Source organism: Neorhizobium huautlense (assembly GCF_030811685.1).
In the GTDB taxonomy this organism is placed as follows: Bacteria; Pseudomonadota; Alphaproteobacteria; order Rhizobiales; family Rhizobiaceae; genus Neorhizobium; species Neorhizobium huautlense_A.
Map to the genome: position 1 here is coordinate 1 of NZ_JAUSRF010000005.1, position 26,401 is coordinate 26,401.

Genomic DNA, 26,401 nt, shown 5'->3' on the forward strand with positions numbered 1-26,401 from the left:
ATGGGCTCGCATGGCGCTGATTCTCCATTGGAAACCAGGCCAGTAGAATCCGAAACATCATCGAGAATGAGTCAGACCCAATATTGGACGCCGATAAGAGGTCAACATTCCGAGCCGATTGACACTAAAAACCGGCAGCAGGCCATTGCGCCAAACCTTTTGTATCGCTGGCGTAGGCTCCTGAGCGAGGGAGGTGCGGTGGCCGTCGATTCTTAGGAGCCAGTGATTGGCAATTCCGAGGTGAAGAAGCTGGAAGATCGAGTGCGCGAGCTTGAGCGCAACCGCCGCATGCGCGACGAGCTGCTCAACGAGAGCCTGTTCTTTGGGCTCGATCATGCCCGCAGTGCCATCGCGGAATGGGCTGACGACTACAACAATTTCCGGCCGCACTCATCGCTCGGATACCAGACCCCGGCCGACTATGCCGGGATCATCGCCGCAACCGGCTCCAACGCTACGCAATGTGTGAGCTTTGCTTCTACGCCGGTTGCTCCTATCGCGCCATATGGCTTATCAAAAAACGCTAAGGCTCTAATCGCAGCCGGATGAAACTTCAGTTGGCAGGTCACATTCACAAAAATGCCCGACTGACGCCTTTGCGTCGAGAAAAAATGGCTGCCGCTGTTCTTGGTGGCCGTTTGTCGAGAACGCAGGCCGCAAGCGTGTTGTGCTCGACTGGCGATCGCCTCACGCCGCGATCTGGCGCAGGCCTGTCACGACGCTTTCCCGCGACCCATCGCCTACATGCTCTGGCTATTCGCCGAGATCGCCATCATCGCCACCGACATTGCGGAGGTGATCGGCAGAGCCATTGGTCTCAACCTGATATTCGGAATTCTGCTGGAACACGGCGTAATAATTAGAGCGCTGGGTGTTTTCCTGATCCTCTATCTGCAAAAGCTCGGTTTCCGTTGGCTCGAGGCTTTTGTGATCGGCCTCTTGGGTGTCATCGCAGCATGCTTTGCGATCCAGATCGGCATAGCGGATCCGGATTGGGGTCAGGTAATCCGCGGCTTTGCGTCGATCATCGAAATCGTCACCAACCCTGAGACGCTCTACCTCGCTCTCGGTATTCTTGGTGCGACGGTTATGCCGCATAATCTCTATCTCCACTCGGGTATCGTGCAGACACGCGCCTATGGCGAGACCTTGCCGGAAAAGCAAGAGGCGCTGAAGTTCGCGACGATCGACTCTATTGTCGCTATGATGTTTGCGCTGCTGATCAACGCCTCGATTCTGATCCTTGCAGCCTCAGCCTTCTATGCAGGCGGTCGCACCGAGGCGGCAGAATTGGGCGAAGCGCACAGCCTGCTGTCTCCGCTGATCGGATTTGCCATCGCGCCGACCCTGTTCGGCATCGCGCTTCTCTGCTGCGGTATCAATTCGACAGTGACCGCAACGCTTGCCGGGCAGATCGTTATGGAGGGGTTCCTCGATGTCAAGCTCGCACCATGGGTGCGGCGCCTGATCACCCGTGGCACCGCAAAACTTCTGATCCTGACGCAGGGCGTGCTCAGCCTTCAGCTCTCGTCCGCTGTGTTCCCGATGGTGATGTTCCCGCCGACAGGCGCAAGATGGGCGAGATGGTGGCACCGCTGACTGAGTGGGCTCGCATGGTTCGTCGCGTCCGTGATCGCCTGGTTGAACGTCAAGCTGCTGGTGGATTTCATCGGCTAGGCGCATCCGCCCGGATCGTTGCCACGTTTTGTTCTCTCCCAATGTGTGGGTTGAGGGTTCAGATCCCTTCAAGACCGCAAAACAAGAACACTCTCCACATCTCTTCCGCAATAGATCAGCGTCTTCTGAGCTCTGTCATCAAATCGTCTTGTGGCATTCACGAAACTGTCTCCTGCAATTGCTAGATCGCCGTCATTGCAATTGTTTTTGCACAGGAGGTACGGATGTCACAGAAATTGCAGACTGCCATCGCGGCTAGCATGATTGCCCTGCTTGCCAGCATGGGCGTGGCCGAAGCGGCGACGACGGTAAAATTTTGGCACAGCTTCAACAAGTCCAACGGCGAAGCGCTCGACAAGGTTATCGCCGGTTTTGAGGCCGCCAATCCGGATATCGATATCGAAGCCGAATATGTCGGCAACTATAATGACATCATCGCCAAGCTGCAGGCCGCCATTCCGGCGCGTCGCGCTCCCGATGCGGTGATCCTCGAAGTCACCCGTTACGGCCTGTTTGCCAACAACAAGCTGCTCACCGATCTGACACCCTATTTCGATGCCGATCCGCTGAAGGACGATCTTTACGATTACGCGCGCGAAGTCGGCGTCATCGACGGCAAGAATTACGTCGTGCCGTTCAATTCCTCGACGCCGGTGCTGTATTTCAACAAGGATATCTTTGCGCGCGCCGGTCTTTCCGCCGACACCCCGCTGAAGACGTTCGAAGAGATCACCGCCGCCGCCAAGACGATCAGCGAAAAGCTCGGTTCGGAAGGCGTTTCCGGCATTGCTGCACCCGGCCAGTTCGCGCGTTGGGGCCTGGTTATGGCCAATGACAGCGAGATGGTGGACCCGAAGACTGGCGAAATCCTTCTCGACAAGCCCAATACGATCGAGGCCTATCAGTGGATGACGTCGCTTGTGAAGGATGACAAGGTTTCCTCGCCCGATGGCGTGACCGATGAGGATAATGGCCGTGATGCCTTCCTCGCCAAGAAGGTCGGCATCATGATGAACTCGACCGGCAACTATGTCGGCGCCAAGAAGGCGCTGGGCGACAATCTCGTCGTTCGCCCGATGCCCTGCAACAAGGCCTGTTCGGTTCCGATCGGCGGCGCCGGCATCGGCATCATGTCGACGTCGGAAAAGGACGTGCAGGACGCAGCCTACAAGTTCATCAGCTATGCCGCATCGCCTGAGGCCAATGCGACCTGGTTTGCCGGCACCGGTTACCTGCCGATCAACAAGAAAAGCGCGGCCTTGCCGGTCGCCAAGGAAGCGCTTGCCACCCAGCCCGGCATTGATGTGGCGATCGAATCCCTGCCGGTTGCCCATGGCCGCGCCCGCACCACCGTCGTCACCTGGATGCGCACCACCGAATACAAGATGTGGGAAGCCATGGCGCTCGGTCAGCGCAATGTCGAGGAAACCATGAAGGACTTTGCTGCGCAGACGCGCGCCGAAGAAAAACGCGTCAGCAACTGATCCTCTCTGTAGAAGGGCACCGGCGGACGCCTTTAGCGTCTGTCGGTGCAGTCGTTCCATGCTCCGCAAGCTTACGCCTTATCTGTTCGTGGCGCCGCTGATGATCTTCATCGCGCTGTTCACCTACATTCCCATTCTCGCAAGCCTCAATCTCAGCTTTCGCGAATGGAATTTCCTCTCCCCGGACATGCCGTTTGTCGGCTTTCGCAATTACGAGCAGCTACTCGCTTCCCGTGACCTCTGGAACTCGCTTTGGGTGACGACGCTGTTCGCCGTCCTGTCCGTGCCGCTTCGGCTTGGCCTTGCGCTGGTAATCGCGAACTATCTCGTGCGCGAAAGCATGCATGTGCGGCTGCTGCGCGGTGCGTTGTTTCTGCCCTCGGTCACGTCGACCGTGTCCATCGCGGTCGTGTTTTCTTGGGTCTTTTCGACCGACTACGGCATGGTCAACGCCATCCTTGGCACATTCGGTCTGGGCAAGGTTCAGTGGCTGCAAAATCCGCATCTGGCCCTCTGGGTGCTGATCTTCGTCAACACCTGGAAGCAGATCGGTTATGACATCGTCATCTATATCGCCGGCCTGCAGGCAATCCCGCGCGAACTTTATGACGCGGCAGCCGTCGATGGCGGCAAGCGCCTGCATATGTTTCGCCGCATCACCATGCCGCTGGTCATGCCGACCACCTATTTTCTGCTGATCATATCGGTCATCGAAGCCTTTCAGGTTTTCACCATCGTCAACGTCATGACGAAAGGTGGGCCGGCGGGTGCTACCGACATGCTCGTCAACCTTCTCTACGAGATCGGCTTCGTGCTGTTCGATATCGGCCGTGGATCGGCGCTGGCGGTGCTGCTGTTCATCCTGCTGGTCGGCCTCGCCATCCTGAAATCGCGCATCATCGGCCGGAAGGTGCATTATGAAGCCTGAAAACCCAATCCTTGCCGGGCTGGCGCTGGTCGCCGGCCTGCTGTTCCTGTCGCCGGTGCTCTATTCGATCTGGATGTCGTTCCAGACGGTGGACGCCTATTATGCCGGCCAACTCGGTTTCACCCTCGACAATTATGCGCGCGCAGTCGGGCAATACAATTTCGCGCGCTACCTGCTGAATAGCCTGATCGTCTCGGGACTGGTGACGCTTATCGGCATCACCTTTGCCACCATGGCAGCCTACGCTTTTGCCCGGTATTCATTCCGGGGCGGCAATTTCCTGTTCGCGGCCACCGTCGCGACCCTGATGATCCCGAGCCATATCAGCCTCATTCCGAACTATCTGACACTGGCGAAGGTCGGGCTGCTGGACAGTTATGCCGGCCTCATCCTGCCGGCGATTTCCAACGGTTTTGCCGCTTTCTTCCTGCGTCAGTATATTCGCGGCATTCCGAAGGCGCTGGATGAAGCGGCTTACATGGATGGCGCAACGTCGCTGCAGGTTCTCTGGCGCATCATCGTGCCTTTGTCGCGCCCGGCGATTGCCTCCATGGCGCTCTATATCTTCATCACGGAATGGAACAATTACATCTGGCCGCTGGTCGCTGTCGGCAAGCAGGACCTCTACACGCTGCAGATCGGCCTTGCCCGCCTTTACCGCATCAACCCCGGTGAAGGCCTGATCGACTGGCCGCTGGTCATGGCCGCGTCGACGATCACCATTCTTCCCGTTCTCCTCGGTTTCCTTCTGGTGGAGCGCCATCTCGTGCGCGGCATCACCATGGGCGCCGTCAAGTAATCCAGGATATTTTCACATGACACGCATTGCATCCCATCGCGGTGGTACGCTGGAATTCGGCGACAGCACGCCACACGGTTTTGCCGCCACCGCCGCCATGGCGCTCGAAGAAGTCGAGTTCGATCTTCACCCGACGGCCGATGGCGCCATCGTCGTCCATCATGACGCCACGCTCGATGCCACCACGGATATGACAGGCGCCATCGCAGACATGACGCTGGCCGAGGTCAAGGCGGCGACGATCCGTTACGGTGCCGGCAGCCACCCGATGACGCTTGGGGAATTGTGCGCGCTTTATGCAGGCAGCCACGTGAATTTCCGCTGCGAGATAAAGCCGGGCACGGACGGGCTTCCGTATAAAGGTTTCGTCGCCTCCGTCGTTGAGGAATTGAAGCGTCATTCCATGCTCGAGCGGACCACGTTTTCATCCTTCCTTGTCGCCTCCATGGACGAGATCGGAAAAGCGAGCGGCCGTCCCAGACTATGGCTCGTCAGTCCGCCGGTCCTGCGGCAACTTGGGCCGGACGCCGTGATCGAGACGGCAATTGCCCACGGCATTCCCGAGATCGGTGTCCATATCGATACCGCCGATGCGGAGCTGATGGCAAAGGTGCAGGCCGCCGGCCTCGATTTCGGCTGCTGGGCCGCCCACACCCGAGAGCAAATCATCAAGGCGCTCGATCTCGGCGTGAAGGTTTTTACCACGGACCGGCCGACGCTTGCGATTGCGGTCCGTGCCGAACATCGCGGGGAGGCGTCGGTATGAGCGGGATTTCTCTGCGCGACATTCGCAAGGCCTATGTCAACGGTCCCCAGGTTCTCCACGGCGTCTCACTCGATATCCAGCCGGGCGAATTCGTGGTGATCGTCGGCCCGTCCGGCTGCGGCAAGTCCACGCTTTTGCGCCTGATCGCCGGGCTTGATCGCTGCGAAGACGGCACGATCGAAATTGGCGGGCGCCGTGCCAATGATCTGGCACCGCAGGATCGCGACATCGCGATGATTTTTCAAAACTACGCGCTTTATCCGCATATGACCGTGCGCGAAAACATTGCCTTCGGTCTGGAACTGCGCGGCATGAAAAAGGCGGAGCGTAATGAGCGCGCTCAAAATGTCGCGAAAACACTGCAACTGGAGGCTTATCTCGATCGCAAGCCTGCAGCTTTGTCCGGTGGCCAGCGTCAGCGCGTTGCGATGGGGCGGGCGATGGCCCGCAATGCCTCGATCTTCCTGATGGATGAGCCGCTCTCCAATCTCGACAATGCTCTTCGCATCACCATGCGCACCGAGATAAAGGAACTTCACCGGCAGCTCGGCGCGACCATGGTTTATGTCACCCACGATCAGACGGAGGCGCTCTCTCTGGCGGATCGCATCGCGGTCATGAAGGATGGCCATCTCCTGCAGTTCGATCGCCCGGATGTGATCTATGACCGGCCCGCCAATCGTTTCGTGGCAAGTTTCCTCGGCAGCCCGCCGATGAATTTCGTCGCCGCCGACAGGTTGCCTGACTGGAACGGCCCCCGAGGACTGACGGCCGGACTGCGTCCTGAAATTCTTTCTGTCCATGCTGAGAAGCCGGCCCAGCCTGCGCTCGAGGCGCATCTGCTTCTGTCCGAAATGACCGGCGCCGACATGCTTCTTCATTGTGAAAGCCCGGCTGGACGTCTGACCGTGTCCGCGCCGCGACAGGACCTGCCGAAGAATAGCGAACAATTCTGGATTGCTTTCGATCTTGACCGCGCGCTGTTTTTCGATAGCCAGAATGGCGACCGTGTTGATCTTCCGGTTGCAAAGCAGCCGTAACCATAGCCAAGCCTTGAGACGCCGATGGACAAGCAGGATACACCGCTCGCACTGAGCGATCTCATCAGCCGCCATTCGACGCGGTTGACCGACGCCGATACGCGCCTGCTTGATGTGCTGATACAGGATCCGATCCGTGCGGCGATGGAAAACGGCAAGGATGTTTCTTCGCGGGCAGGGGTGCATCCCGCCTCGGCGGTCAGGCTCGCGCGTCGGCTCGGCTTCAAGGGCTATCCGGAGTTTCGTGGATTTCTGCAGTCCAGCCTGACCGAAGGCGGCGGCGATTTCGAAAACCCTGCCGCACGCATGGCCGCGCGCCTTGTGAAGGCCGAAAGCGATGGTTTGCTGGCATCGGTGCTGGACAGCGAGATCGCCGCACTGCAGCAGGCGCGCAACAGCGTCTCCGATGCGGATATTCGCGCATTCTCGACCAGTCTTCGCGACAGTCGCCGGATTTTTGTCTTCGGGCGGGGGCATTTTGCGGCCCTGTCGTCTCTGATCGCTCTTCGCCTGAACCGGTCCGGTTACGAAGCGGTCGATCTTGGCAGCCAGATGCACCAGCTGACTGAAATGCTGTCCACCTTGTCTGCGCAGGATGTCGTCTGGCTGCTCGCGTTCCGAAGAGCGCCGCCCCTTCTGCAGGAAGTGCGCGAGATTGCGGCACAACGGGGAGCGAAAACACTGGCGGTAACGGATGTAGGAGGCACGCGGATCGATCCGGCACCTCACCATCAAATCCTGGTCTCGCGAGGCGATCCGGGTGAATCGCAATCGCTCGTAGTGCCTATGACCATCGCAAATGCCGTTATTCTGGATCTCGCCTCCATAGATGATGGTCGCTCGATAAAATCACTTAGTGAGTTCAAAACGTTCAGGGCGACGTCAGGTCTGGCGACTGGCTAAAGGGACATATACTCCTGATCACCTGCGCCCATGATGGTTTCAGATTTCAGCAGTTGGGGGACCGTCGAACATAATGGCCGATGGTTCGATGCCCATCAAGGTGCTACAGCAAGAAGATTGTCCAAAGCCCCTGACGTCAATTTTCCTTTAAAAAATGACCATTTGACGGATTTATGCTCAAAGTCGTGCCTGTGCCAGCAGCTAGACACTCTTCGTTCATGGCACTCTGCGCTTCGACATTGAACATAATGCCGTTTGCCTGCATCACGTATCGCACAACATTACCGGCAGCCACCGTTTCGACAACAGTCGCCGCAACCTCGAATAGATTTGAACCTTCCGACGCCTTGCCGATTTTGAACACGTGAGGATGGATGATTGCCGTTTGATCGAAATCCCGGCCGATGAGGCGGCTGAATTCTGCTGCGGTCAGGATATTGGCATTGCCGATGAATTTGGCAACGAACAAATCGGCTGGGCGATAGAAAATTTCCGGCCCTGATGCCGTCTGGGTGATCCGGCCGTTGTTCATCACCGAAATCCGATCGCCGAGCGACAGTGCCTCGTCCTGATCGTGGGTGACGAGAATACTGGTCAGGCCCGTCCGGCGCTGGATGCGCTTCAACTCGTCCCGCAGGCGTTTACGGATCTGTGCGTCGAGCGCCGACAAGGGTTCGTCCAGCAAAAGCAGCGAGGGTTCGAGCACAAGCGCGCGGGCGAGCGCCACCCGCTGTTTCTGTCCGCCGGAAAGCTGGCGTGGACGGGCATCCGCCTTGTTCTGCAGCGAAACGATCTCCAGAACCGCATCGATCTTCTCGTCGATCACCTTGCGGACAAGACGGCGCTGTTCGAGCCCGAAGGCAAGGTTCTGGCGAACGGTCATATTCGGAAACAGCGCGTAATGTTGAAACACCATGCCGATGCCGCGATCTTTCGGATGCAGCATTTCGATGGCACGGCCAGCGAGATGGATCGCGCCTCTGTCCGGCTGAACCAGTCCGGCGATGGAGCGCAGAAGCGTGGTCTTGCCACAGCCGGAAGGGCCGAGCAGGACATGCATTTCGCCCTGCTCCACGGAAAGATCGATGCCATCGAGTATGACATTGTCGCCGTAGCGCAGGCCGATAGCGGAGAGGTCGAGATAGGTCATGATTTTGTCTCCGTTCGCCAGACGAGCCGGAACGCGGCGAAGGTGATGAGAAGCGTGATGAGGAAGTAGACGGTGACGATGACGCTCGACAGGCGGCCGCTGAGGTCGCGCTGCGCGAACATGTACATCTGCAGCGTTTCGAACTGGCCGCCGACCAGCATGCGGGCGTAGACGAATTCGCTCATCAGGCCTGCAAAATTGAGAACGATCGCAAGGGCAATGCCCGGAAAGATCGACGGCAGGATGACACGGCGCAAAAGTCTCGCATCGCTGATGCCGAGCAGACGGCCGGCTTCGAAAAGCTCTGTCGTATCGAGTGCCTGCAGGCTGTTCTTGACGTTGATATAAAACATCGGAAAACAGAGCGGCACATATGTCAGGACGAGGACGATCGGCTGTCCGCCGAGCTGCAGGGGCGGTGCGGAAAAGACGCGGAGATAACCGACCATGAGGATGATGGTGGGGACCGCGTAGGGCAGGATGACCAGCCGCGCCATCCAGGTGTCGAGTGTCGGCCAATAGAAGTGGGCGGCGATGACGGCGGGCACAATCAGCAAGCAGGCCAGAAACAGGGCCAGTCCGGCGACAATGGTGGAACGCAGCAAGGCTGACTGAAACCGAGCGTCCAAAAGAATGGTCTGATAGGCGTCGAGCGACAGGCCGCTCGGCAGAATTCCGCCGGTCCAACCGGTGGCGATCGAGTTGAGAAACGTGGCAAGGACCGGCAGCAGCAGGAGGATTGCTGCAAACCAGAGGGTTGTGGTCAGCGCCGGATGTCGGGTCGTTGTCATCGCTTGTCGCCTTTCAGAAGGAGTTGGCTGACGACGATGGGCACGAGCAGAACCAGAAACAGCGCGATGGCGATGGCGTTGGCGAGGTTCGGATCGGAAAATACGTCACCCGAAACGAGTTCGCTGATGCGGATGGTGATGACATTGACGCTGGTACCGGTGAGCGCCAGCGTCGTCGCATAGGTGCCCATGGCATTGGCGAACAGGAGCGTGGTGATGGCGACCATCTGTCGGCCAACCACCGGCAAACCGACACGCAACCAGAAGCGGGTGGTGCCGACCCCGATGAGGCTCGCGGCTTCCTCAAGCTCCGTCTCGATGCCGTCGAGAACAGGGATGATCAGCAGGACCGCAAGAGCGATCTGAAAATAGCAGTAGGCGATGATCAGACCCGTCAACGAATAGACGTTGAATGAGCCGATCAGCCCAGATGCTTTCAGCACGATTGTCAGTGTGCCGTTCAGGCCGAGAAGGAAGATCAGCGCCATGGCCAGCGGCACGCCAGCAAGATTGGCGCCGATATTGGCCAGCGCCATGGCGATGCGGCGCGTGCCGCCGCTGCGATAACGAAGGCTGACGGCGATCAGGAAACCGAACAGCACGCCGATCGCCGTCGTCACGGCAGAGATCAGCAGTGAATTGACAAAACTCTGGCCGTAATAGGCGCTGGTGAGGATTTCGGCGTAGTTTCCGAGTGACCAGACGCCGCCTTTGCTGAAGCTGTCGATCAGGACGGTTGCCAGCGGCCAGACGACCAGTGCCGCCAGCATGAGAAGAAAGGGCGCGGCCAGAAGCTTCATGGCCGGAGAGGCGTGGTGGCTCATGGGCGAGCCACATCCCGGTTCAGCAGGGCAGGGACGGAAAGGCCGTGATTTTCGATGCCGAGCAGTTCGCAGATCAGACCGGCAAGCTCGGTCTGTTTCGGTTGGGCGGCCGTATCGAGCGTAAAGATGTCGGCGCCGATCGTATACAGCGGAACGGTCGCTTCATCCTCGTGCGGACCACCGTGATTGCCGTCATCGCTCATGCCGTGATCGCTGGTGACGATGATGGTATAACCGGCGGCGCGCCATTGCGGCACATAACGGGCGAGAAGATCGGCGGCGTTGCGGGTGGTGTCGCGATACTGGCGGGAGGCGCCGCCATGCTTGTGGCCGATATCGTCGATGTTCATCGGATGCAGCAGCAGGAAATCGGGATCATGCCGGCGTATGAGATCGTCTGCATCGGCGAACAGGTGATCGTCCGGATAATGGTCCTGCCAGTAAAAGGCGCCATGTTGTATGCCGCCGTCGGAATTGCTGATGTGACGGAATTCCGGGCTGAATGGGGCCTGATTGTAGAGTTCGAAATACCAGTGATACGCGGCGGCGGCGGTCACGAGCCCGGCCTTGCGCGCCAGCGAAAAGACGTTGTCGAAATTCGAGCGGCGCACCACGCCATTGCTGGTCACGCCATGCACGACAGGCGGAAGGCCGGTCATCAGCGTTTCGTAAAGCGGGCGGGAAATAGACGGCAGCTCACTGTCTACACGATAGACCTGCGCTTCAGCGCCCGCGACCAGAGCTTCCATATAGCCGAGGCATTCGCGTGCGGTGGAATACCGGAGGCCATCGAGAATGATGAAGATCGTGCGCTTCGTCATGAAGCTGGTCCTTTTCGTTGAATTCAATGCAAGAATGTCTCGCGGATCGGTCCGCGAGACGGGATGTTTGACGAAAGATTGTGTCGCCGGAATTACATCTTCGGAGCGACGAGATCGCGCCACAGCTGCGAGATTTCCTTGGCGGCCTCCGAGGTCCACAGCGTCGGGTCGATCGGGCGGGCAGCCTTGTACTGGTCGGACGGCAGCAGCTTTTCCTTGGCGTCTGCCGGCAGCTCAATATGGTCGAAGCGGATCGGGCGGGCGTACCCGCGGGCAAGGTTGATCTGGCCGGCGTCGCTGAGGATATATTCGCGGGTCAACTTGGCGGCATTCGGGTTTTTCGAATGCTTGTTGATGATCGTTGCATAACCGCTGGTGACCGAACCATCAGACGGGATGATGACCTTGAACTTGTCCTTGCCGACGACGTCGCGGTAGTTCAGCGCGTTGAAGTCCCAAAGCGGGGCGACCTGGATTTCGCCGCGTTCCATCAATGCCGGGGTGACGCCGCTGCCGACGACTCGGCCCTGTTCGGCCAGCTTCTGGAACAGTTCAACGCCCGGGCGCAGGTTCTTTTCGTTGCCGCCGAGCGAAACGGCTGCGGCGAGGATCGAGGCATTGTCCTGTGCGCCAGAACCGACCTTGCCCATGGTGACCTTGTAGTCGCCTTTCAGAAGATCGGCCCAGGAGGTCGGCGGGTTGGCGACATCTGCGGAAACGAGGAAGGCGATCGTGCCGGTGTAACCAATCACCCAGTTGCCGTCGGCATCCTTGGCCCAGTCGGGGATCTGGTCCCAGGTGGTAGTCTTATAGGGCATGGTGACGCCGCGGGCGAGCGCGATCGGGCCGAATTCAAGGCCGACGTCGCCGATATCGGCGGTGGCGTTGACGCCTTCATTGGCGAACTTGGCGATCTCTTCGCCGCTGCTCATGTCAGTGTCGGAATGTTTCAGGCCGTATTTCTCGGTCAGCTGCTGCCAGGTATCCTTCCAGTTGGCCCAGCCGTCCGGCATGCCGACACTGTACACGGCGCCTTCCTTGCGGGCACCTTCTTCGAGTGCGGCAATGTCATTGGCGGCAGCGATGCCGGAATAGGCCAGAACGCCGAGGGCGGGCAGGGCCAGGAAAGTGCGACGGAACATGTTTCACCTCATTGGTATAGACCAGATGTGTGGTCCTATGCCAAACTGTGATGACAGGCGCATGACGGGTGACGAATGGCTGACGGCAGCACGAACGATACGATCACACAGCCTTCCTCGAAACTTGAGCAGGCGATCAGAGTCGATTTGGCCGAAGGTCGTCTGGCGGTGGATCGACGGCTGCCGCCTGAGCGCGAACTGGCGGAACGTTATGTGACGACACGCATCACGTTGCGCGAAGCACTTTCTCATCTCGAAATGGATGGTCTCATCTATCGCGAAAATCGCAGAGGGTGGTTCGTTTCGGATCGTCGACTGGTCTATAATCCGCTGTGGCGGACGGACTTTCAGCGCATGACACGGGAACAGAACCGGCAGGCAAGCACCGAACTGATTGAAGCCGTCAGCGCTATTGCCCCAGAAGCTATCTGCGCATTGCTGGAACAGCCCGTAGGAACTGAGTTTTGGCGTATCCGGCGTCGACGGCGGGTGGATGGCCGGCTCGTCGTTTTCGTGGAGCATCACCTGAACAAAACAGTGTTCTCCGATATTCTGGAGCAGGATCTGACTGGTTCTCTGACCAATCTGTACCGCGAAAAATATGCGCTGGAATATGGTGACGTGTCTTTCGAGATCAACCCGATCTCCTTGACCGGCATGCCGGCGACTGAACTGCGCTGTTCCGACGGCACGTTCGGCTTGCAGATCGTGCGCGTCAATCGTGATCAGTCAGGCCTTATTCTGGATTGCGATGTCGAATACTGGCGACATGACGCCGTTTCTATCAGGATAGATACGAGAGACGGCCCTGGTTAGGCCAAGTCGTGTTCTCACGGTCTGTTTTCATCTCTAATTTTCGAATGTGCAACGGGACGCGGATTCCTACCCGCTCAACAGCGGTAGATATCACTCCCGGAATTTTCAGTTCGGTTCTTTGATCAAGGCGGGAAATGACCGTGTCGCTTTCTTTCGAATGCCTCATAGCTCCACTTGCTGCGAGCGAGCTTAGCTATCCCTAACTGGGGATGGCCTGCCGCGTGCCGCCGTCTTCTGTCTCATCGCCTGGGGTATGTTCGAAAACCCTTCTATCTGCGCGCTGAAGCCAAATACCTAAGTTTATTGTCGATGCACAGCTCACATGAAAGTGTGGGACGATACGCAGTATTCCGTACGTTTTTTTAAGGCTTTACGGAAAAAGCATAACTCACCGGCCTTCCCGACCGGCGAGTTTCAGGTTTTCGCTTTTATGTTCTTCACATCCCTCGGCCTGGACGGGCTTCATACTTGGGCTTCCCTTTGCGGATATGCGCGAAAAGATACTCTTCGCCCCCCGAGGTCAGGATCAGCTTCCAAGCTTTTCAGGCATGGCGGAGGAGTGATGCGACGAGATCAGCCACTTTCCATCCTTGAACTCATACGTGAACGTGTAGCGTGCCGGAACCTTGCTGCCGTCGGTCAGCGTGAAGGTATAATTGCCGGTGTCGATCGCACTGTTGCAGGACAGTTTGATCGTGCGGCTGTCGATTGCGCCCTTTGGTTCCTTCTTGAGGAAATCCACGAAATAGCCCTTGCGCTCGTCCTGCGTCAGCCGCGGCGTGTTCGAGAGCGTAGGCAGAAGCACGGCGTCCGCTGCATAGTTTTCGATGACATTCTCGGGGCTGAGGGTGGCCAGCGATGCATTCCAGCGGTCGAACAACTGCTCTACTTCGGCCTGGGTAATCGGCGCGCATTCCTGTGCAAGGGAAGGCGTCGCCATCAGAGCGATCACGGATGCGGCAAGCAGATGTCGTTTCATTTCGGTCTCCATCGAATTTGACTTCTCCGGCGTCAATCTTGCCGGCCTGCCAAACATGCCGGGATGCGCCTCATGCGGCGTCTGCCGCCTGGCCGTGATCGCATCTGCCGAGTGGCATATGCGATCACGACGGACGATCGCCTATCTTACGGACGCACAACATTGAAAAGACGGAAAATCGTGGACGATCCAGACGGCATAAATTCTCCCATACGCGAATTGCGACGCCTTTATCGCGATGCGGAAGCCAAGGCCGCGCGTCTGCGATTGATCGTCGATGTCCGCACTATGTTCGACGCCGGCCCTGTGGATGCGTCGATGCATGGAGCGCTGTCGGCCATTGCCGGTTTCTCAGGCGCATCCATGGCCAGCATCCGCGCAGAAACGGATATGCGCTGGCAGTTTCCCGCCAACGGCGTGGAACATGGCGCTTTAAACGAAAGCACGGCCCATGCTTTTGTCGGCAAGGGCTGGGCCGGCGGCGAGCAGGTGGAGTTGCGCATTGCCGGCCTTGCTGCCGCGCTCGAAGAAGCCGATCGTGACGCGATCCAGGTCGTGACCGATCAGATCGCCGGCTTTCTGGCCTCTGAAAGGCAGCGTGTTCTTCGGGGGCAGCTGACAGCCGATCTTAAAGCCCGTGAACGCGATCTCGAAAACCTGGTCAAGGCGATGATTGGCGCGCAGGAGCAGGAGCGGCGCAGGATCGCCTATGACCTTCACGATGGTGTGGCGCAATCTTTGGTGAGCCTTCTGTTCAGGCTGGAGGCGGCGGGCGTGACCGTCAGCGATGCCTCTCCAGCGAAAGAGGCGATCGAAAGCGGTATCGAGATCGTGCGCATGTCCATCGGCGACGTACGCGGTGCCATCGAAGCGCTTCGTCCCGCGGAACTCGACGATCTGGGTCTTGAGGCGGCACTGCGCGCCCGGCTGGACGATATCGATTGCGTGCAGATTTCCTTTCATGCGGATCTGGGTGGAAGCCGCCTGTCCGATGTGCTCGAGGTAACCCTTTACAGAGTGGCGCAGGAAGCGCTGGCCAATGCCGTAAAACACTCCGGCTGCAGCCGGATCGATTTGCGTCTGGCATCGGAGCACCCGCAGTCCGTCTCCCTCGCCATCACCGATAACGGCCAGGGCATTGCGGATCTGTCGATGTCGAGGGAGAGGGGGCAGGGTGTCGGCATGTCCGCCATGCGCGAGCGGATGGCGCTGATCGGCGGCTCGCTCTGCGTCCAATCAGAACCGGGCGGAGGAACGTCCGTCATTGCGCGTGCTCCGGTTTCCGTAACCCTGAAGGAGTTCATGTGAACCGTTACAGAATACTGATCGCTGATGATCATGAGCTCGCACGGTCGGGGCTTGTCGCCGTATTGGCAAGTGCGCCAGAACTCGAAATCGTCGGGGAAGCGGCAGACGGCATGACGGCGGTTGCGCTCAGCGAAACGCTTCGCCCCGATATCGCGCTTCTCGATATCCGGATGGGGGGGATGGATGGGCTTGAAGCGGCGGCGGAAATCCGTCAGCGCGCACCCGAAACCCTTATCATCATGCTGACCATGCATGACAGCGTCGATTATCTCGAAGCCGCCATCAAGGCCGGGGCCAGCGGTTATGCCCTGAAGGACATCCGGCGCGATGCGTTGTTGCAGGTCATCGCCAATGTTGCGGCGGGCCAATCCTTCTTCGATGTAGACCTGATGCGTCGCCTGCTTCGCCGGGTCTCGCCGGAACCAGCCGGAGACGCTGCCATCGAAAGGCTGACGGTGCGAGAGCGGGAAATTCTCGTTCGCCTGACGACCGGCGAGACGAACAAGGAAATCGCCCGCTCGCTCGGTATCGCGCCCGGCACCGTCAAGGTGCATGTCGAACGCATTCTCGACAAGCTGCAGGTGACCGATCGGACGCAGGCCGCAGTCATGGCAGTTCGGGCAGGGCTGGTGGATCAGGACAGCCTATGACCGCATCCCGGCTGTTTACACCCATCTCACGCCGGTTCCTGGATCAGCCGCTGGCACGCAAGGGGTTGATCGTCATTGCCGTGCCGCTGATCTGTTTCCTGATCGCGCTGGCCTCGGTTTTTCTGGCCGAACGCGAAAGCCGCCGGGCGGAAAACTATGTCCGGGTGACGTTTTCAATCCAGTCGGACATTCTGGAGCTGCATGCCTTGCTGGCAGAGGCGGCTTCGGGCGTACGCGGTTTTCTGCTGACGGGAGATGAAGCATTCCTGACGGCCTTCGACAAGGCGATGAAGGAATTGCCCGCGATCCTTACCGGCATGCGCCGTCTCATCCGGGATGACGAGCAACGGGCGCGGCTCGATGGCATGGAGCCGCTCGTGCGCCTGAAGCTGGATGGTCTCAGTTCCCTGCATGGGACCGCGGACGGATCGGGGCGGCCCCTTTCGGAAGAGATCCGCAAAACCCTGACGGACAACAAGGCCCTGCTCGACACGCTGCAGGCGGAGATCGGCAAGATGCGCGAACGGGAGGATTTTCTCCTCGCCGTGCGCACCGACGAAGCCGATGCCATCCGCGACCGGTCCAGGTGGATTACTCTGCTGGGGGCATTGTTCGGGCTGCTCGGAGGCATCAGCGCTATGATGCTGATGTCGAACGGGATCGTGCGCCGGGTTGGTATGCTGCGAAGTGCTGCGCACAAGCTGGCAAGCGGGCAGAAGCTCGAGGCGATCCCTGCGGGTCGTGATGAACTCGGTGAACTTGCCGCGGCGCTGCAGGAGGCGAGCCGCCTGCTGAAGGCGCGCGAAGATGCATTGCGCGAAAGCGAGGAACGGTTCCGCCTGCTTGTCGACGGTGTGCACGACTACGGTATTTTCGGCCTCGACGAGGCGGGTCGTGTCGTCAGCTGGAATGTCGGTGCCGAACGTATCACCGGATACAAGGCCGATGAGGTCGTCGGCGGCCATTTTTCGAAATTTTACCCTGAGGATACGCGCGGCACGCACCCCGCGCAGGAGCTCGCACAGGCACTTGAGTTTGGACGGATCGAGGATGAGGGCTGGCGTCTTCGCAAGGATGGCGAGCGTTTCTGGGCCAATGTCGTCGTGACGGCGCTGAAGGATGATCACGGCAATGCACGTGGCTTTTCCAAGATCACACGCGACATGACCGAACGGAAAAAGACGGAGGAAGCCCTGCTTGCCGCACGCCGGGAGGCTGAACGTGCCAGTCATGCAAAAAGCGAGTTTCTGTCGCGCATGAGCCATGAGTTGCGCACGCCGCTCAATTCGATCCTCGGTTTTGGCCAGATACTCGAAATGGATCTGGACGATCCCGAAAACCAGTTTTCCGTTCGGCAGATCCTGACGGCCGGCCGCCACCTGCTGAGCCTGATCGATGAGGTCCTCGACATGGCAAGGATCGAGGCAGGGCGGATGGAGCTGGCCATCGACAGGATCCATGCGGCAGAGGTTCTTCAGGAGGCCCTGGCGCTCGCCCGGCCATTGGCCGAGGAACGCGCCATCGGCCTGCATCTGGATGACGAGCAGCTTTCCCGCGCCTTTACCAGTGCCGATAGACGGCGGCTTTTGCAGGTTCTTCTCAACCTGCTTTCGAATGCCATAAAGTTCAACCGCGTTGGAGGAGAAATCAGGATTGTCGGGCGTGCGGACGGGCGGCTGCTGACGATCGATATCTGCGACAGCGGCTCCGGCATCGCGCCTGATGGTATCGAACGCTTGTTCAAACCGTTCGAGCGCCTGGGCAAGGACGGTGGCGCAACGGAGGGGACGGGGCTCGGGCTCGCCCTGTCCAGGCATCTCATGGAAGCGATGGGCGGACGGCTGGAACTGGTGCAGACCTCGGCGCGCGGCACCATTTTTTCTCTGGGCCTGCCGATCGCGGCCGATCAGGAGATCGCGGACGAGATGCGGTCTGCACCGAAAATGATACCGGTTTCGCCGGGTGCGAATATCGCGACCGTTCTGTGCATTGAAGACAATCCGCAAAGCCGCGATCTGATCGAAAACATCATGACACGTCGGTTCGGTTGCCAGGTGATGCCGGCGATACTTGGTGAATCCGGGCTGGTAATGGCCCGCCAGCACAAGCCGGACCTCATTCTTCTCGATCTCGATCTGCCGGACATGAGTGGGCTTGATGTGCTGAGGGCGCTGCGAAGCGATGCCCGCACTTGCGCAATTCCGGTCGTGGTTATCACCGCCGACGCCACGCAGGCGACCCGGCAAAACGCCATGGCAGCCAAGGCGACAACCTACATTACCAAGCCGATCGATCTTCGGCTGTTCACCAAATCCGTAGAGGAGATTGCATGCAGCCAAGACCTGTCGACATTCCCGCCGACGCAAAAATCCTGATCGTCGATGATGAGATGGCCAATGTGGCGCTGTTGACGCGCCTTCTGCAGCGCGAGGGGTTCGGGAACATCAGCTCGACGCTCGATCCGCGCAGAGCGTCGGACATGTTTCGCGAGATCAAGCCGGATATCGTGCTTCTCGACCTGATGATGCCGCATGTCGACGGCTTTCAGCTGCTGGAGACGTTTTCGCGCCTTGTCGGACCGCGCGGCTTTACGCCCATCATCGTCATGACGGCGGACATCTCCATCAGCACGCGCCGCCGGGCATTGTCGCTGGGAGCGAAGGATTTTCTCGTCAAGCCGCTGGATGCAGTCGAGACGGTGCTGCGCATCGTCAACCTGCTCGAGACCCGTTTTCTTTTTCTCGAACTGCAGCGTGTGGCAGAGCCTGAGCGGAAAGTCTGAGGACTTGACGTTTTATCCTGCACCGTCGGAGCCGGTTCGGACCTTAATTCAAGGCATGGCTGATGATTGTCGGCCCGGATCAGTGAATTGAGACCTGATATTCGGTGATGAGGCCGCAGTCGCGTACGGCTGGGGCTCCCAGATGGTTGGGCGAATTTCAGCCGAAGAACCGAGGCCGGCGGTAGGGTGGGGTAGGGGGCATCAAATGTCGGGCTGACATTTGGTATATCGTGTGAAAATTCAACATAGACAACCTATGATTGCGATATTAGGCTGCGCTGGAAATAGTGACGCTTTATTCAACAATTTCAGGAGTGTATTATGGATAAGGAACTTCCCGTCCCCACATGCTTCGATACACCCGGCACAGCCACGAAGCGGTTGGTGGAAATGTTCGTCGAGATGGGGCAGGCCAAGCGTACCCGCATCGGGCCTCCGCCGGCGGAGCGGGCGGTGTTTCGCAAGCTGCACGGTGTCGTGCACGGCCGGTTTGTCCGTCATCCCGACATTCCCGAGGAATTGTGCGTCGGTCTATTCGCGCATGAACGGCTCGATGCCTGGATGCGCTTTTCCAGCGATACGGCACCGAATGCGCCCGACCTGGGATCAACGCTCGGCATCGGCATCAAATTGTTCGGTGTGCCGGGTGAGAATGCGCTCGGTGAAGCCGGCAACACCGCCGATCTGATCATGCAGAACGCAGCGCGCTTTTTCGTCAACGATGCCCAGGAGATGGTGGAATTCACCTATGCCGGCGTCGTCCAGCGCGACTATGACGCTTACCTGGCTTCCCATCCCGAGACGAATGCCGTCCTCAATGCGATGACGGCTCCGCGCGGTTCGGTCCTCACCACAACCTATTGGGCGATCCTGCCGTTCCGCATGGGTGACGAAATCGTCAAATACCGGCTGGTTCCCGAAACCGCGCCGGAGGATGTGCCTGACGATGCACCCGATTATCTGGCAACGGACATGGTAAACCGTCTGTCCGAGCGCGGCTATCAATTCGTTCTCGAAATACAGCGTCGCACCAATCCGGAAACCATGCCGCTCGACAAGGCAATGGTCGAATGGCCGGAAGACGAAAGCCCGTTCATACCCGTCGCCACGCTGCAAATTCCGCGGCAGCGCGTGGAAGCACGCGGCCAGGCGGACTATGGCCAGGGGCTCTCGTTCAATATCTGGCGTGTGCCCCCGGCCAATGCTCCGAGCGAGGCCTCATCGATCGCCGTGGTCCGCCGTGACGTCTACGCGGCAGGCGCCAGATTGCGCCACACCGCAAACGGCCAGCCACTGCAGGACCCAGGCGAACCGCGCCCTGTCCTGCCGGAGCCTTTTGCGAAAGACGATTGCATCGTTCAGGCCGTGATCTATCCCGCGATAGGCATCGCCCGCGTTGGATCAAGCGACGAGTATTTCTACGGTCCTGAAGTGATTGATCCGCGGCCACTGCCGCCGGGCAGCTATCGCGACAAGGACATGAAGCTCAAGCGGCAGGCGGCGCGCTTCCGCATCTACGGCTGCAATGCGCGCGGTGACATCGTGCGCGAACTGACCGGCGGGGAGGGCGGTGCCGAAATCGAATGGAAGGTAGAACTGGCCAATACGAAGGCGGCGTGGTTTGGCTTTCAGCTGGCGCTCGACATTCCCGAAGCGAATTATGCGCCGCCCACGACACTGCGCAATCCCGGCGTCGCCGATCGTTCCCGCCTTGCCATCAGGCCCGAAGCCCAGACACTGCGTGGCGCCGGAGCGAGCGCGCGCTTCGAGGGCCGGTTCATGGATATCGAGGTCGCGCTGGGCGAAGCGATGACAGACGAAGCCGGGCGGCTCACCGTTCTGGGGGGCAAGGGCATCTCCCAAAGCTACGACGGCTCGGCTGCGATCACCTTCGCTAATAACGAAGGCTGGTACGACGACGTCTCGGACGGTCCGGTGACCGCCAGAGTGGTGCTCGATGATATGGAGATCCAGGTCGTTCCGTCCTGGGTGGTCGTGGCTCCACCCAATTACGGACCACAACGCAAATCGGTGCGCACCATGTGGGACCTGATGCGCGATGTCGCGATCAAGGCCAAGATGCTTGCCGCGCCGAAGCGTCCGTCGTTTACCCGGGAGATTCTGCCGATCTTCGAGCGGATGGAAGGCCTGCAATGGGTCAATGCGGGCTTTGCGGGCGGTTTCGGCTGGGAAGGCGCATTCGACCTTACCAGCCCCGAAGCTCTTTCACGCCTGAGCAGCACAAGCCCGGCATTCCGCGAGCAGCGGCGCGTGATCTACAACAATTTCCGCAACTTTCAGACTGACAGCTACTCCCCGGTGCCATGGCCCTGGCTCTATGGTGACGCCATGAACATACCGCCGGCAGATACGCCGCGCCAGAACGCCGTCCTGAGCGACTGTCAGATGGCGATGCTGGACTGTTGGGCGCAGGGTAATTTCGACAACGACTACGATGCCGGTCACAAGCCTCCAGGCAGTATCGATGAGGTGCCGCTTGCCCAACAAGGCGATATGCTGACCCAGGCCGCGCTCGAATTCTGTCTTGCCGATGCTTTTCATCCGGGATGCGAGATGACCTGGCCGGTGCGTTCGGCGAGCATGTACATGGCGCCGTTCCGCTTCCTCCATGCTCCCAAGGGCTGGGTCGAGCCATTGCAAAGCGAAGTGCTGACGACGGATTCTGTGACGATCCCCAACGGCCCGCTCTATGGGCAATTGCCCGGCGGCATCACCCGCTGGATGGCGGTTCCCTGGCAAACCGACACGAGTAGCTGTCGTTCGGGTTATACGCCGAGCTATGATCCCTATGTGCCTTCCTTCTGGCCCGCACGCGTGCCCAATGAAGTTCTGACAAAGGAAAATTACGACATCGTTATGGACAAGAGCCGGCCATTGTCCGAGCGCAAAAAGGCTTTCGCCAATCGCGAGGCCTGGATCGAACCGCTGGGTGCCGACGGCTACACGCATCAGATCAACAACATGATCCAGCATTTCGATTTTCTGGGCGTGGTCGAGGTGCGCGAGGGGCCGGGAGATCCCGAATTTCCAGCCTTCATCGAGGTCGAGGATTACGCCAAGCTGATCACACCCGAAGAGGAACATTATACCGTAAGGGGCGAGTTGGCCGGAATGGCGCCACGCGAAACGCGCCCGACAACAACGCAGCGTCGGGGCGTGCGTTCAGCAACCGAAGTCGATGTGTCCTCCATCGATCTCGTCAACCGGTTTCCGCGCGGGCTACCGCCGCAACGATGAGGTTTGACGTTGCTGTGATCGGCGGTGGCGCAGCTGGCTGCGCTGCCGCGGCAACGATTGCGCCATCCGCATCGGTGGTGTTGATCGATCGGATAGCCGCGCCCGGTTGGCGGATTGGCGAGACTCTACCCGGCGCTGCCCGCCGTGTGCTGGTCGCGATCGGCGGGTGGGAGCGTTTTACCACGGCGGGACATGCCGAAGCGCCTGTCAAGGTAAGCAGGTGGGGATCAGACGAGCCCGTTACGATCGATGCATTTCGGGATCCGGATGGTGTCGGCTGGCGGCTTGGCCGCGCTCGTTTCGAAGCCGATCTACGTGCAGATGCAGCGGCCCGCGGTGCTGTTCTGCTGACACCCGTCGCGGTCGACAGGCTGCAGCGCACAGACGTCGGCTGGACTGTGACGTTTGGCAATGGCGAGACACTGGAAGCGCGCCAAATCATCGATGCCAGTGGCAGACGCTCGCGCTTGCTGCACCCGTTCGGCCAGCGGCGCGTGAGGATGGATCGACTTGCCTGTGTATATCAGCGCGTGCGCCAGTGCGGTGATGGCAATCCTTCCACCTACACTCAAGCCATGCCGGACGGCTGGTGGTATACTGCTGCTTTGCATGACGGCTGGCGTATCGTCGCCTTTCACGGCGACAGCGACGAAGCTGCGCTACGCACCATACTGCGCGCCGGACCGGTCGCGGTGGCACAGCGTGTGCCAGGTCTGGTGGAGGCCATGGGCGACATAGAACCGGCATCTGCCCTCCCACCCCAATCCTGCGCAGCTCACAGTTCGGCGGCAAGCGCGGCTGGTGATGGCTGGCTGGCGGCTGGCGACTGCGCCATTTCGCTCGATCCGCTCTCGTCGCAAGGACTGCTCAACGCACTGGTGACTGGCATGGAAGCCGGCGAATGCACTCTTGCCCTTCTTGCCGGCAACACGATGGCGATACAACTACACGCCGAGCGCATTGGCCGTATCTGGCGCGCCTATCTTGCACATTACATGACCTATTACGGCATGGAACGTCGCTGGCCAGACACTCCTTTCTGGCACAGGCGTATCAGTGGAGCTAGCTTTCGGCCATGATCTTTGCCTTGTCCGTCAATCGGCTCGGAATGTTGCCCCCTTATCGATGTCCAATATTGGTTCTGACTCACATTTGCTGCTCTTGAATATGATGCTTCCGCTGGTTCACCGTGGTATCAACTATGCAACGACGATTTCAACAAGCGCGCCTCGCGCCGTCCGGCTTTGCAGTCGATGAAGTCACGGTTGCCGCAGAGTGCGTTCAAGTTCGGTTGCGATCACGCGCTGCCTCAGGAACTTGCCCGTCATGTGATCGGCGAGTTGAGCTGGCGATCATGGCGCGTCGGTTCTGGTGCGATGTCGTTCTGTGCGGTCAGCGTATCTTCTGCGAACAGTTCGATAGTGGCGTGCTGGCAGGTTGCGGTGTTCCTGACCGCAGAATAGCTGGCGGCAAGGATTTTGATCAGCGGGATCATACCCGTCCTATAATTATCGAAACTGAATAGTGAAAAATGACAATTCTCCTATGGGACAAGCCGGTGATTGCCGGCACGCATCTGGTCTTCAGTGCATTCGAAGCTAGCCAGTTCATCGCCGAGCACGGGGCACACCGCACGGACCTGCATCGCGCCGTGGCCGACAACTGCATCCAGATGGCACTGGATGGCCGAGCATCGCCTGACGAGGCACGCGAATTGTTCGAAGCAGCGCTTTAAAGCCATCGCTGAGCGTCAAATGAGAGGCAAGCGGGGGGCATGATATGCCGAAAGATGTGGAGCTCGAACGCGCGGGCTGGATGCTGATGTGCATTGCCATCGGTTCGTTCGTGTTTGTGAAGAGCGATCGACGAAACTGGAACTCGTCGTCACCAACGAGGCTCTCCTCCTCCTTGTCGTCTACAGGCACATCATCAGAAACGTCGAAACCTGATCTATAGATGATGCGGTTGCGACGCCCTGAAATGTTTTTGTAAGCTCAGCCAGAAAATGTGCGGGTCGATGGCACAGATCCCTTCAACTCTTCTACGTTTTTTGTTCGTTGTTGCGAAATGACCTCCGAGAGTTTCTTATCCTCGTTCAAGCGTCTTGAATAAGTTGTCGAAGGATCGAGGTTCCAGGAACGGCAATTACCAGAGATGGGTAAAGATTATCCCGCCTTCCTCGCGCTCCGCAGCGCGAGGATATACGCTTGGTGCCACACCGCGTCGCACGTACAAATATGCCGAGGCAAAGCGGACGATCAGCGCACGGAGGACCAGCTTCGGAATGTTGCGAGTTGTCACGCGGTAACCTCAAGCGATGATTGGCTAAGGCGTTTCAGGCACTAGGTCCGCAGTCGTTGTGTCGCGATTTCGCTGGCTGTCCAGATGCAGTCCGACACAAGTGCCGCCGTCAGGGCGACCGGCGTCGAGTGGATGACATTGGTCGGCATCATCGCAAGCTCGCCGACCTTCGCAAGGTCTTGCGCCGAGACGTTTTCGAGCCCGAGTTCTGCCAGGGTCACAGGCAGGCCGATGTCGATGCAGAAGTCGATTGCCTCGTAAAGTTCCTCCGGCGGGCGGTTCTCCAGCACAAGTAGGCAGATGATGCCGAAAGCGACTTTCTCGCCGTGAAAGAACTTGTGTGTCGGCTCGAGTACAGTCAGCGCATCATGGATGCCGTGGGCTGCCGATACGCCGCAATTTTCAAATCCCAGGCCTGAAAGAAGCGTATTCGCCTCGATGATGTTTTCCACCGCTGCCGTCAGCTTCCCGCCCTTGGCTGCATGAAAAGCCGCGCGACCGTCGCGCATCAGCGTGTCATGGCAGGCGCGCGCAATTTGCGCGCCACCGATCGTGGCGGCATAACCGTTGCCGATATAGTTGTTGGATCGGGATTCCAGATTGGAGCGCGCCTCGTACCAGGTCGACAATGCGTCGCCCATGCCCGAGACGAGGAAGCGCACCGGTGCCTGTATGATCAAGGCACTGTCGACCAGCACGACATCCGGATTGCGACCGCATCGAACGACGCGATCATAAACACCCTCGGCGGAATAGATGACTCCGATCGAACTGGTGGGAGAATCCGTGGATGCGATGGTCGGCACCGTCACGATCCGGGCGTCGATGTTGAAGGCTGTGATTTTTGCCGTGTCCAGCGCCTTTCCGCCCCCCACTCCAATCACCACACCGGCGCCAGCGGCCTTGCCGTCTTGGACGCATCGCGCGACTTCGGCATCCGTTGATTCGCCGCCGAAGCGGACAAAATGGCTGGCGACACCCTTCTGTGACAGGGATTTTTCGATGGCCGGCCTGAGGCTTTCCCAGAAGAAGCTGTCGATAACGATGAGAGCGGATTTTGCCAGCGGTTCGACATAGAGGCCAAGATCGGCAATCACGCCCGGGCCCTGGACGTAGCGGAGCGGCCCGCCATAACCACGTTGTGTCATGAAAATAGTCCTTCGGTTATGATGTCAACGCAGCGTCAGGCCGCCGTCGATGGTGATGACTTCGCCGGTGGTGAAGCTTGATGCATCGCTTGCGAGATAAATCGTCGCGCCGGCGAGTTCCTCCACCGTTCCGATGCGGTTCTGCACAGCGCCCTTGGCCCAGTGATTGTTGACGACGTCCGGATGTTCCCTGAGCACGTCGTCGGTGAGTTCGGTCATGATATAGCCCGGTGCCAGCGCGTTGACGCGGATACCGTGCTCTGCCCATTCCGTGGCCAGAGCCTTGGTGAGCATGTGTACGCCGGCCTTGGACACGTTGTAGGCTGCGTGGCGGAACGGCCAGTTGACGATACGGCCGGACATCGATCCGATATTGATGATCGATCCGCTTTTCTGCGTGATCATCTGGCGTCCAACGGCGCGTGAGACAAGAAACACGCCATCGAGGTTTACCGACATGGTCTTGCGCCAATCCTCCAGCGCGCAATCTTCGGCGGCCGCCGGCAACACGATGCCGGCATTGTTGACAAGGATGTCGATACGGCCCCAGCGTTCGATGACGGCATCCGTCATGCGCTGGACATCGTCCTCCAGTGCGACATCCGCCTGGATCGCAAAGCTGTCCGTGCCGCTTGCCTTGAGGTCTGCGGCCAGCTTTTCGGCCCGCTCGAGCGAGGATTTCACCACGATCGCAACATCCGCGCCGTGTGCGGCCAGGGCTTCCGCCAGCGCCTTGCCGATGCCGCGCGAGCCCCCGGTGACGATCGCCTTGCGGCCCTTCAGATTGAACATGTTGATGTAGTTATGCGCGCCGCTCATTGGCGACTCCTCCCT

At 59.2% G+C, this 26,401-nt stretch carries 23 protein-coding genes and 2 pseudogenes; 16 read left to right on the top strand and 9 right to left on the bottom strand.

Annotated elements, in window-relative coordinates; all coding sequences use genetic code 11:
* Nucleotides 1-279: 279 nt before the first annotated feature.
* The 8 genes and pseudogenes from J2T09_RS08490 to J2T09_RS08525 all read left to right on the top strand — a co-directional run.
* Nucleotides 280-549 (top strand): annotated as a pseudogene (locus J2T09_RS08490) (integrase core domain-containing protein); the annotation flags it as partial.
* 108 nt (nt 550-657) lie between these two features.
* Nucleotides 658-1,677: pseudogene (locus J2T09_RS08495) on the top strand (Nramp family divalent metal transporter); the annotation flags it as partial.
* A gap of 224 nt (nt 1,678-1,901) precedes the next feature.
* A complete protein-coding gene (locus J2T09_RS08500) occupies nt 1,902-3,161 on the top strand; it encodes an ABC transporter substrate-binding protein (RefSeq protein WP_306833243.1) in 1,260 nt (419 codons plus the stop codon).
* 58 nt (nt 3,162-3,219) lie between these two features.
* The gene (locus J2T09_RS08505) at nt 3,220-4,089 is read left to right on the top strand and encodes a carbohydrate ABC transporter permease (protein WP_306833245.1); all 870 of its coding nucleotides are present in this window, start codon (nt 3,220-3,222) and stop codon (nt 4,087-4,089) included.
* Nucleotides 4,079-4,888 (top strand): carbohydrate ABC transporter permease, encoded by an 810-nt coding sequence (locus J2T09_RS08510; RefSeq protein WP_306833247.1) that lies wholly within the window; start codon nt 4,079-4,081, stop codon nt 4,886-4,888. Before J2T09_RS08505 ends, J2T09_RS08510 begins: the two co-directional genes overlap by 11 nt.
* Before the next feature lie 16 nt (nt 4,889-4,904).
* Complete coding sequence (locus tag J2T09_RS08515) at nt 4,905-5,654, top strand: glycerophosphodiester phosphodiesterase family protein (RefSeq protein WP_306833248.1); 750 nt, start codon at nt 4,905-4,907, stop codon at nt 5,652-5,654.
* Nucleotides 5,651-6,694: an ABC transporter ATP-binding protein gene (locus tag J2T09_RS08520; protein WP_306833251.1), complete on the top strand. Its 1,044-nt coding sequence runs from the start codon at nt 5,651-5,653 to the stop codon at nt 6,692-6,694. Before J2T09_RS08515 ends, J2T09_RS08520 begins: the two co-directional genes overlap by 4 nt.
* A 24-nt stretch (nt 6,695-6,718) precedes the next feature.
* A complete protein-coding gene (locus J2T09_RS08525) occupies nt 6,719-7,597 on the top strand; it encodes a MurR/RpiR family transcriptional regulator (protein ID WP_306833253.1) in 879 nt (292 codons plus the stop codon).
* A 136-nt stretch (nt 7,598-7,733) separates the two neighbouring features.
* On the opposite strand, the gene J2T09_RS08530 is transcribed toward J2T09_RS08525, so the two are convergent.
* From J2T09_RS08530 to J2T09_RS08550, 5 genes are all read right to left on the bottom strand, one after another.
* Nucleotides 7,734-8,747: an ABC transporter ATP-binding protein gene (locus tag J2T09_RS08530; RefSeq protein WP_306833255.1), complete on the bottom strand. Its 1,014-nt coding sequence runs from the start codon at nt 8,745-8,747 to the stop codon at nt 7,734-7,736.
* Entirely contained in the window at nt 8,744-9,538 is a 795-nt protein-coding gene (locus J2T09_RS08535; protein WP_306833257.1) for an ABC transporter permease, read from the bottom strand. Before J2T09_RS08535 ends, J2T09_RS08530 begins: the two co-directional genes overlap by 4 nt.
* On the bottom strand, nt 9,535-10,362 hold the full coding sequence (locus J2T09_RS08540; protein WP_306833259.1) for an ABC transporter permease: 828 nt from the start codon (nt 10,360-10,362) through the stop codon (nt 9,535-9,537). Before J2T09_RS08540 ends, J2T09_RS08535 begins: the two co-directional genes overlap by 4 nt.
* Entirely contained in the window at nt 10,359-11,183 is an 825-nt protein-coding gene (locus tag J2T09_RS08545) for an alkaline phosphatase family protein (RefSeq protein WP_306833261.1), read from the bottom strand. Before J2T09_RS08545 ends, J2T09_RS08540 begins: the two co-directional genes overlap by 4 nt.
* Before the next feature lie 92 nt (nt 11,184-11,275).
* Nucleotides 11,276-12,325 carry an ABC transporter substrate-binding protein gene (locus J2T09_RS08550; RefSeq protein WP_306833264.1) on the bottom strand — a complete coding sequence of 350 codons (1,050 nt, stop codon included), beginning with the start codon at nt 12,323-12,325 and terminating at the stop codon, nt 11,276-11,278.
* Between the two features lie 75 nt (nt 12,326-12,400).
* Here J2T09_RS08550 and J2T09_RS08555 point away from each other — a divergent pair, with 75 nt between their 5' ends.
* Nucleotides 12,401-13,141, top strand: a complete 741-nt coding sequence (locus J2T09_RS08555; RefSeq protein ID WP_306833266.1) for a UTRA domain-containing protein — start codon at nt 12,401-12,403, stop codon at nt 13,139-13,141.
* A gap of 526 nt (nt 13,142-13,667) precedes the next feature.
* Here the strand turns inward: J2T09_RS08555 and J2T09_RS08560 are convergent.
* Nucleotides 13,668-14,081: an SgcJ/EcaC family oxidoreductase gene (locus J2T09_RS08560; RefSeq protein WP_373458414.1), complete on the bottom strand. Its 414-nt coding sequence runs from the start codon at nt 14,079-14,081 to the stop codon at nt 13,668-13,670.
* Nucleotides 14,082-14,300: 219 nt separating this feature from the next.
* Here J2T09_RS08560 and J2T09_RS08565 point away from each other — a divergent pair, with 219 nt between their 5' ends.
* The 6 genes from J2T09_RS08565 (at nt 14,301) to J2T09_RS08590 (ending at nt 23,197) form a co-directional block, all read left to right on the top strand.
* Nucleotides 14,301-15,428 (top strand): sensor histidine kinase, encoded by a 1,128-nt coding sequence (locus J2T09_RS08565; RefSeq protein WP_306833270.1) that lies wholly within the window; start codon nt 14,301-14,303, stop codon nt 15,426-15,428.
* On the top strand, nt 15,425-16,078 hold the full coding sequence (locus tag J2T09_RS08570) for a response regulator (RefSeq protein ID WP_306833272.1): 654 nt from the start codon (nt 15,425-15,427) through the stop codon (nt 16,076-16,078). The genes J2T09_RS08565 and J2T09_RS08570 overlap by 4 nt, the downstream gene beginning before the upstream one ends.
* Nucleotides 16,075-18,453, top strand: coding sequence for a PAS domain S-box protein (locus tag J2T09_RS08575; RefSeq protein WP_306833274.1), 2,379 nt, complete (start codon nt 16,075-16,077; stop codon nt 18,451-18,453). The genes J2T09_RS08570 and J2T09_RS08575 overlap by 4 nt, the downstream gene beginning before the upstream one ends.
* On the top strand, nt 18,408-18,860 hold the full coding sequence (locus tag J2T09_RS08580) for a response regulator (protein WP_306833276.1): 453 nt from the start codon (nt 18,408-18,410) through the stop codon (nt 18,858-18,860). Before J2T09_RS08575 ends, J2T09_RS08580 begins: the two co-directional genes overlap by 46 nt.
* Nucleotides 18,861-19,181: 321 nt before the next feature.
* The gene (locus J2T09_RS08585; protein WP_306833278.1) at nt 19,182-22,118 is read left to right on the top strand and encodes a LodA/GoxA family CTQ-dependent oxidase; all 2,937 of its coding nucleotides are present in this window, start codon (nt 19,182-19,184) and stop codon (nt 22,116-22,118) included.
* Nucleotides 22,115-23,197 carry a tryptophan 7-halogenase gene (locus J2T09_RS08590; RefSeq protein WP_306833280.1) on the top strand — a complete coding sequence of 361 codons (1,083 nt, stop codon included), beginning with the start codon at nt 22,115-22,117 and terminating at the stop codon, nt 23,195-23,197. The genes J2T09_RS08585 and J2T09_RS08590 overlap by 4 nt, the downstream gene beginning before the upstream one ends.
* A gap of 245 nt (nt 23,198-23,442) precedes the next feature.
* Here J2T09_RS08590 and J2T09_RS08595 read toward each other — a convergent pair whose 3' ends face one another.
* Nucleotides 23,443-23,613, bottom strand: a complete 171-nt coding sequence (locus J2T09_RS08595; RefSeq protein ID WP_306833281.1) for a hypothetical protein — start codon at nt 23,611-23,613, stop codon at nt 23,443-23,445.
* A gap of 36 nt (nt 23,614-23,649) precedes the next feature.
* On the opposite strand from J2T09_RS08595, the gene J2T09_RS08600 reads away from it, so the two are divergent.
* Nucleotides 23,650-23,853, top strand: coding sequence for a DUF982 domain-containing protein (locus J2T09_RS08600; protein WP_306833283.1), 204 nt, complete (start codon nt 23,650-23,652; stop codon nt 23,851-23,853).
* Nucleotides 23,854-24,460: 607 nt separating this feature from the next.
* Here J2T09_RS08600 and J2T09_RS08605 read toward each other — a convergent pair.
* Nucleotides 24,461-25,567: a glycerol dehydrogenase gene (locus J2T09_RS08605; protein WP_306833286.1), complete on the bottom strand. Its 1,107-nt coding sequence runs from the start codon at nt 25,565-25,567 to the stop codon at nt 24,461-24,463.
* Nucleotides 25,568-25,591: 24 nt separating this feature from the next.
* A complete protein-coding gene (locus J2T09_RS08610) occupies nt 25,592-26,386 on the bottom strand; it encodes an SDR family NAD(P)-dependent oxidoreductase (RefSeq protein ID WP_306833288.1) in 795 nt (264 codons plus the stop codon).
* Nucleotides 26,387-26,401: the final 15 nt, after the last annotated feature.

Bases quoted from the DNA above. Each gene is read 5' to 3' on its own strand.
- J2T09_RS08500 (WP_306833243.1), top strand. From the start codon at position 1,902: ATGTCACAGAAATTGCAGACTGCCATCGCGGCTAGCATGATTGCCCTG.
- J2T09_RS08505 (WP_306833245.1), top strand. From the start codon at position 3,220: ATGCTCCGCAAGCTTACGCCTTATCTGTTCGTGGCGCCGCTGATGATC.
- J2T09_RS08510 (WP_306833247.1), top strand. From the start codon at position 4,079: ATGAAGCCTGAAAACCCAATCCTTGCCGGGCTGGCGCTGGTCGCCGGC.
- J2T09_RS08515 (WP_306833248.1), top strand. From the start codon at position 4,905: ATGACACGCATTGCATCCCATCGCGGTGGTACGCTGGAATTCGGCGAC.
- J2T09_RS08520 (WP_306833251.1), top strand. From the start codon at position 5,651: ATGAGCGGGATTTCTCTGCGCGACATTCGCAAGGCCTATGTCAACGGT.
- J2T09_RS08525 (WP_306833253.1), top strand. From the start codon at position 6,719: ATGGACAAGCAGGATACACCGCTCGCACTGAGCGATCTCATCAGCCGC.
- J2T09_RS08530 (WP_306833255.1), bottom strand. From the start codon at position 8,747: ATGACCTATCTCGACCTCTCCGCTATCGGCCTGCGCTACGGCGACAAT.
- J2T09_RS08535 (WP_306833257.1), bottom strand. From the start codon at position 9,538: ATGACAACGACCCGACATCCGGCGCTGACCACAACCCTCTGGTTTGCA.
- J2T09_RS08540 (WP_306833259.1), bottom strand. From the start codon at position 10,362: ATGAGCCACCACGCCTCTCCGGCCATGAAGCTTCTGGCCGCGCCCTTT.
- J2T09_RS08545 (WP_306833261.1), bottom strand. From the start codon at position 11,183: ATGACGAAGCGCACGATCTTCATCATTCTCGATGGCCTCCGGTATTCC.
- J2T09_RS08550 (WP_306833264.1), bottom strand. From the start codon at position 12,325: ATGTTCCGTCGCACTTTCCTGGCCCTGCCCGCCCTCGGCGTTCTGGCC.
- J2T09_RS08555 (WP_306833266.1), top strand. From the start codon at position 12,401: ATGGCTGACGGCAGCACGAACGATACGATCACACAGCCTTCCTCGAAA.
- J2T09_RS08560 (WP_373458414.1), bottom strand. From the start codon at position 14,081: ATGGCGACGCCTTCCCTTGCACAGGAATGCGCGCCGATTACCCAGGCC.
- J2T09_RS08575 (WP_306833274.1), top strand. From the start codon at position 16,075: ATGACCGCATCCCGGCTGTTTACACCCATCTCACGCCGGTTCCTGGAT.
- J2T09_RS08580 (WP_306833276.1), top strand. From the start codon at position 18,408: ATGCAGCCAAGACCTGTCGACATTCCCGCCGACGCAAAAATCCTGATC.
- J2T09_RS08585 (WP_306833278.1), top strand. From the start codon at position 19,182: ATGGATAAGGAACTTCCCGTCCCCACATGCTTCGATACACCCGGCACA.
- J2T09_RS08590 (WP_306833280.1), top strand. From the start codon at position 22,115: ATGAGGTTTGACGTTGCTGTGATCGGCGGTGGCGCAGCTGGCTGCGCT.
- J2T09_RS08595 (WP_306833281.1), bottom strand. From the start codon at position 23,613: ATGATCCCGCTGATCAAAATCCTTGCCGCCAGCTATTCTGCGGTCAGG.
- J2T09_RS08600 (WP_306833283.1), top strand. From the start codon at position 23,650: ATGACAATTCTCCTATGGGACAAGCCGGTGATTGCCGGCACGCATCTG.
- J2T09_RS08605 (WP_306833286.1), bottom strand. From the start codon at position 25,567: ATGACACAACGTGGTTATGGCGGGCCGCTCCGCTACGTCCAGGGCCCG.
- J2T09_RS08610 (WP_306833288.1), bottom strand. From the start codon at position 26,386: ATGAGCGGCGCGCATAACTACATCAACATGTTCAATCTGAAGGGCCGC.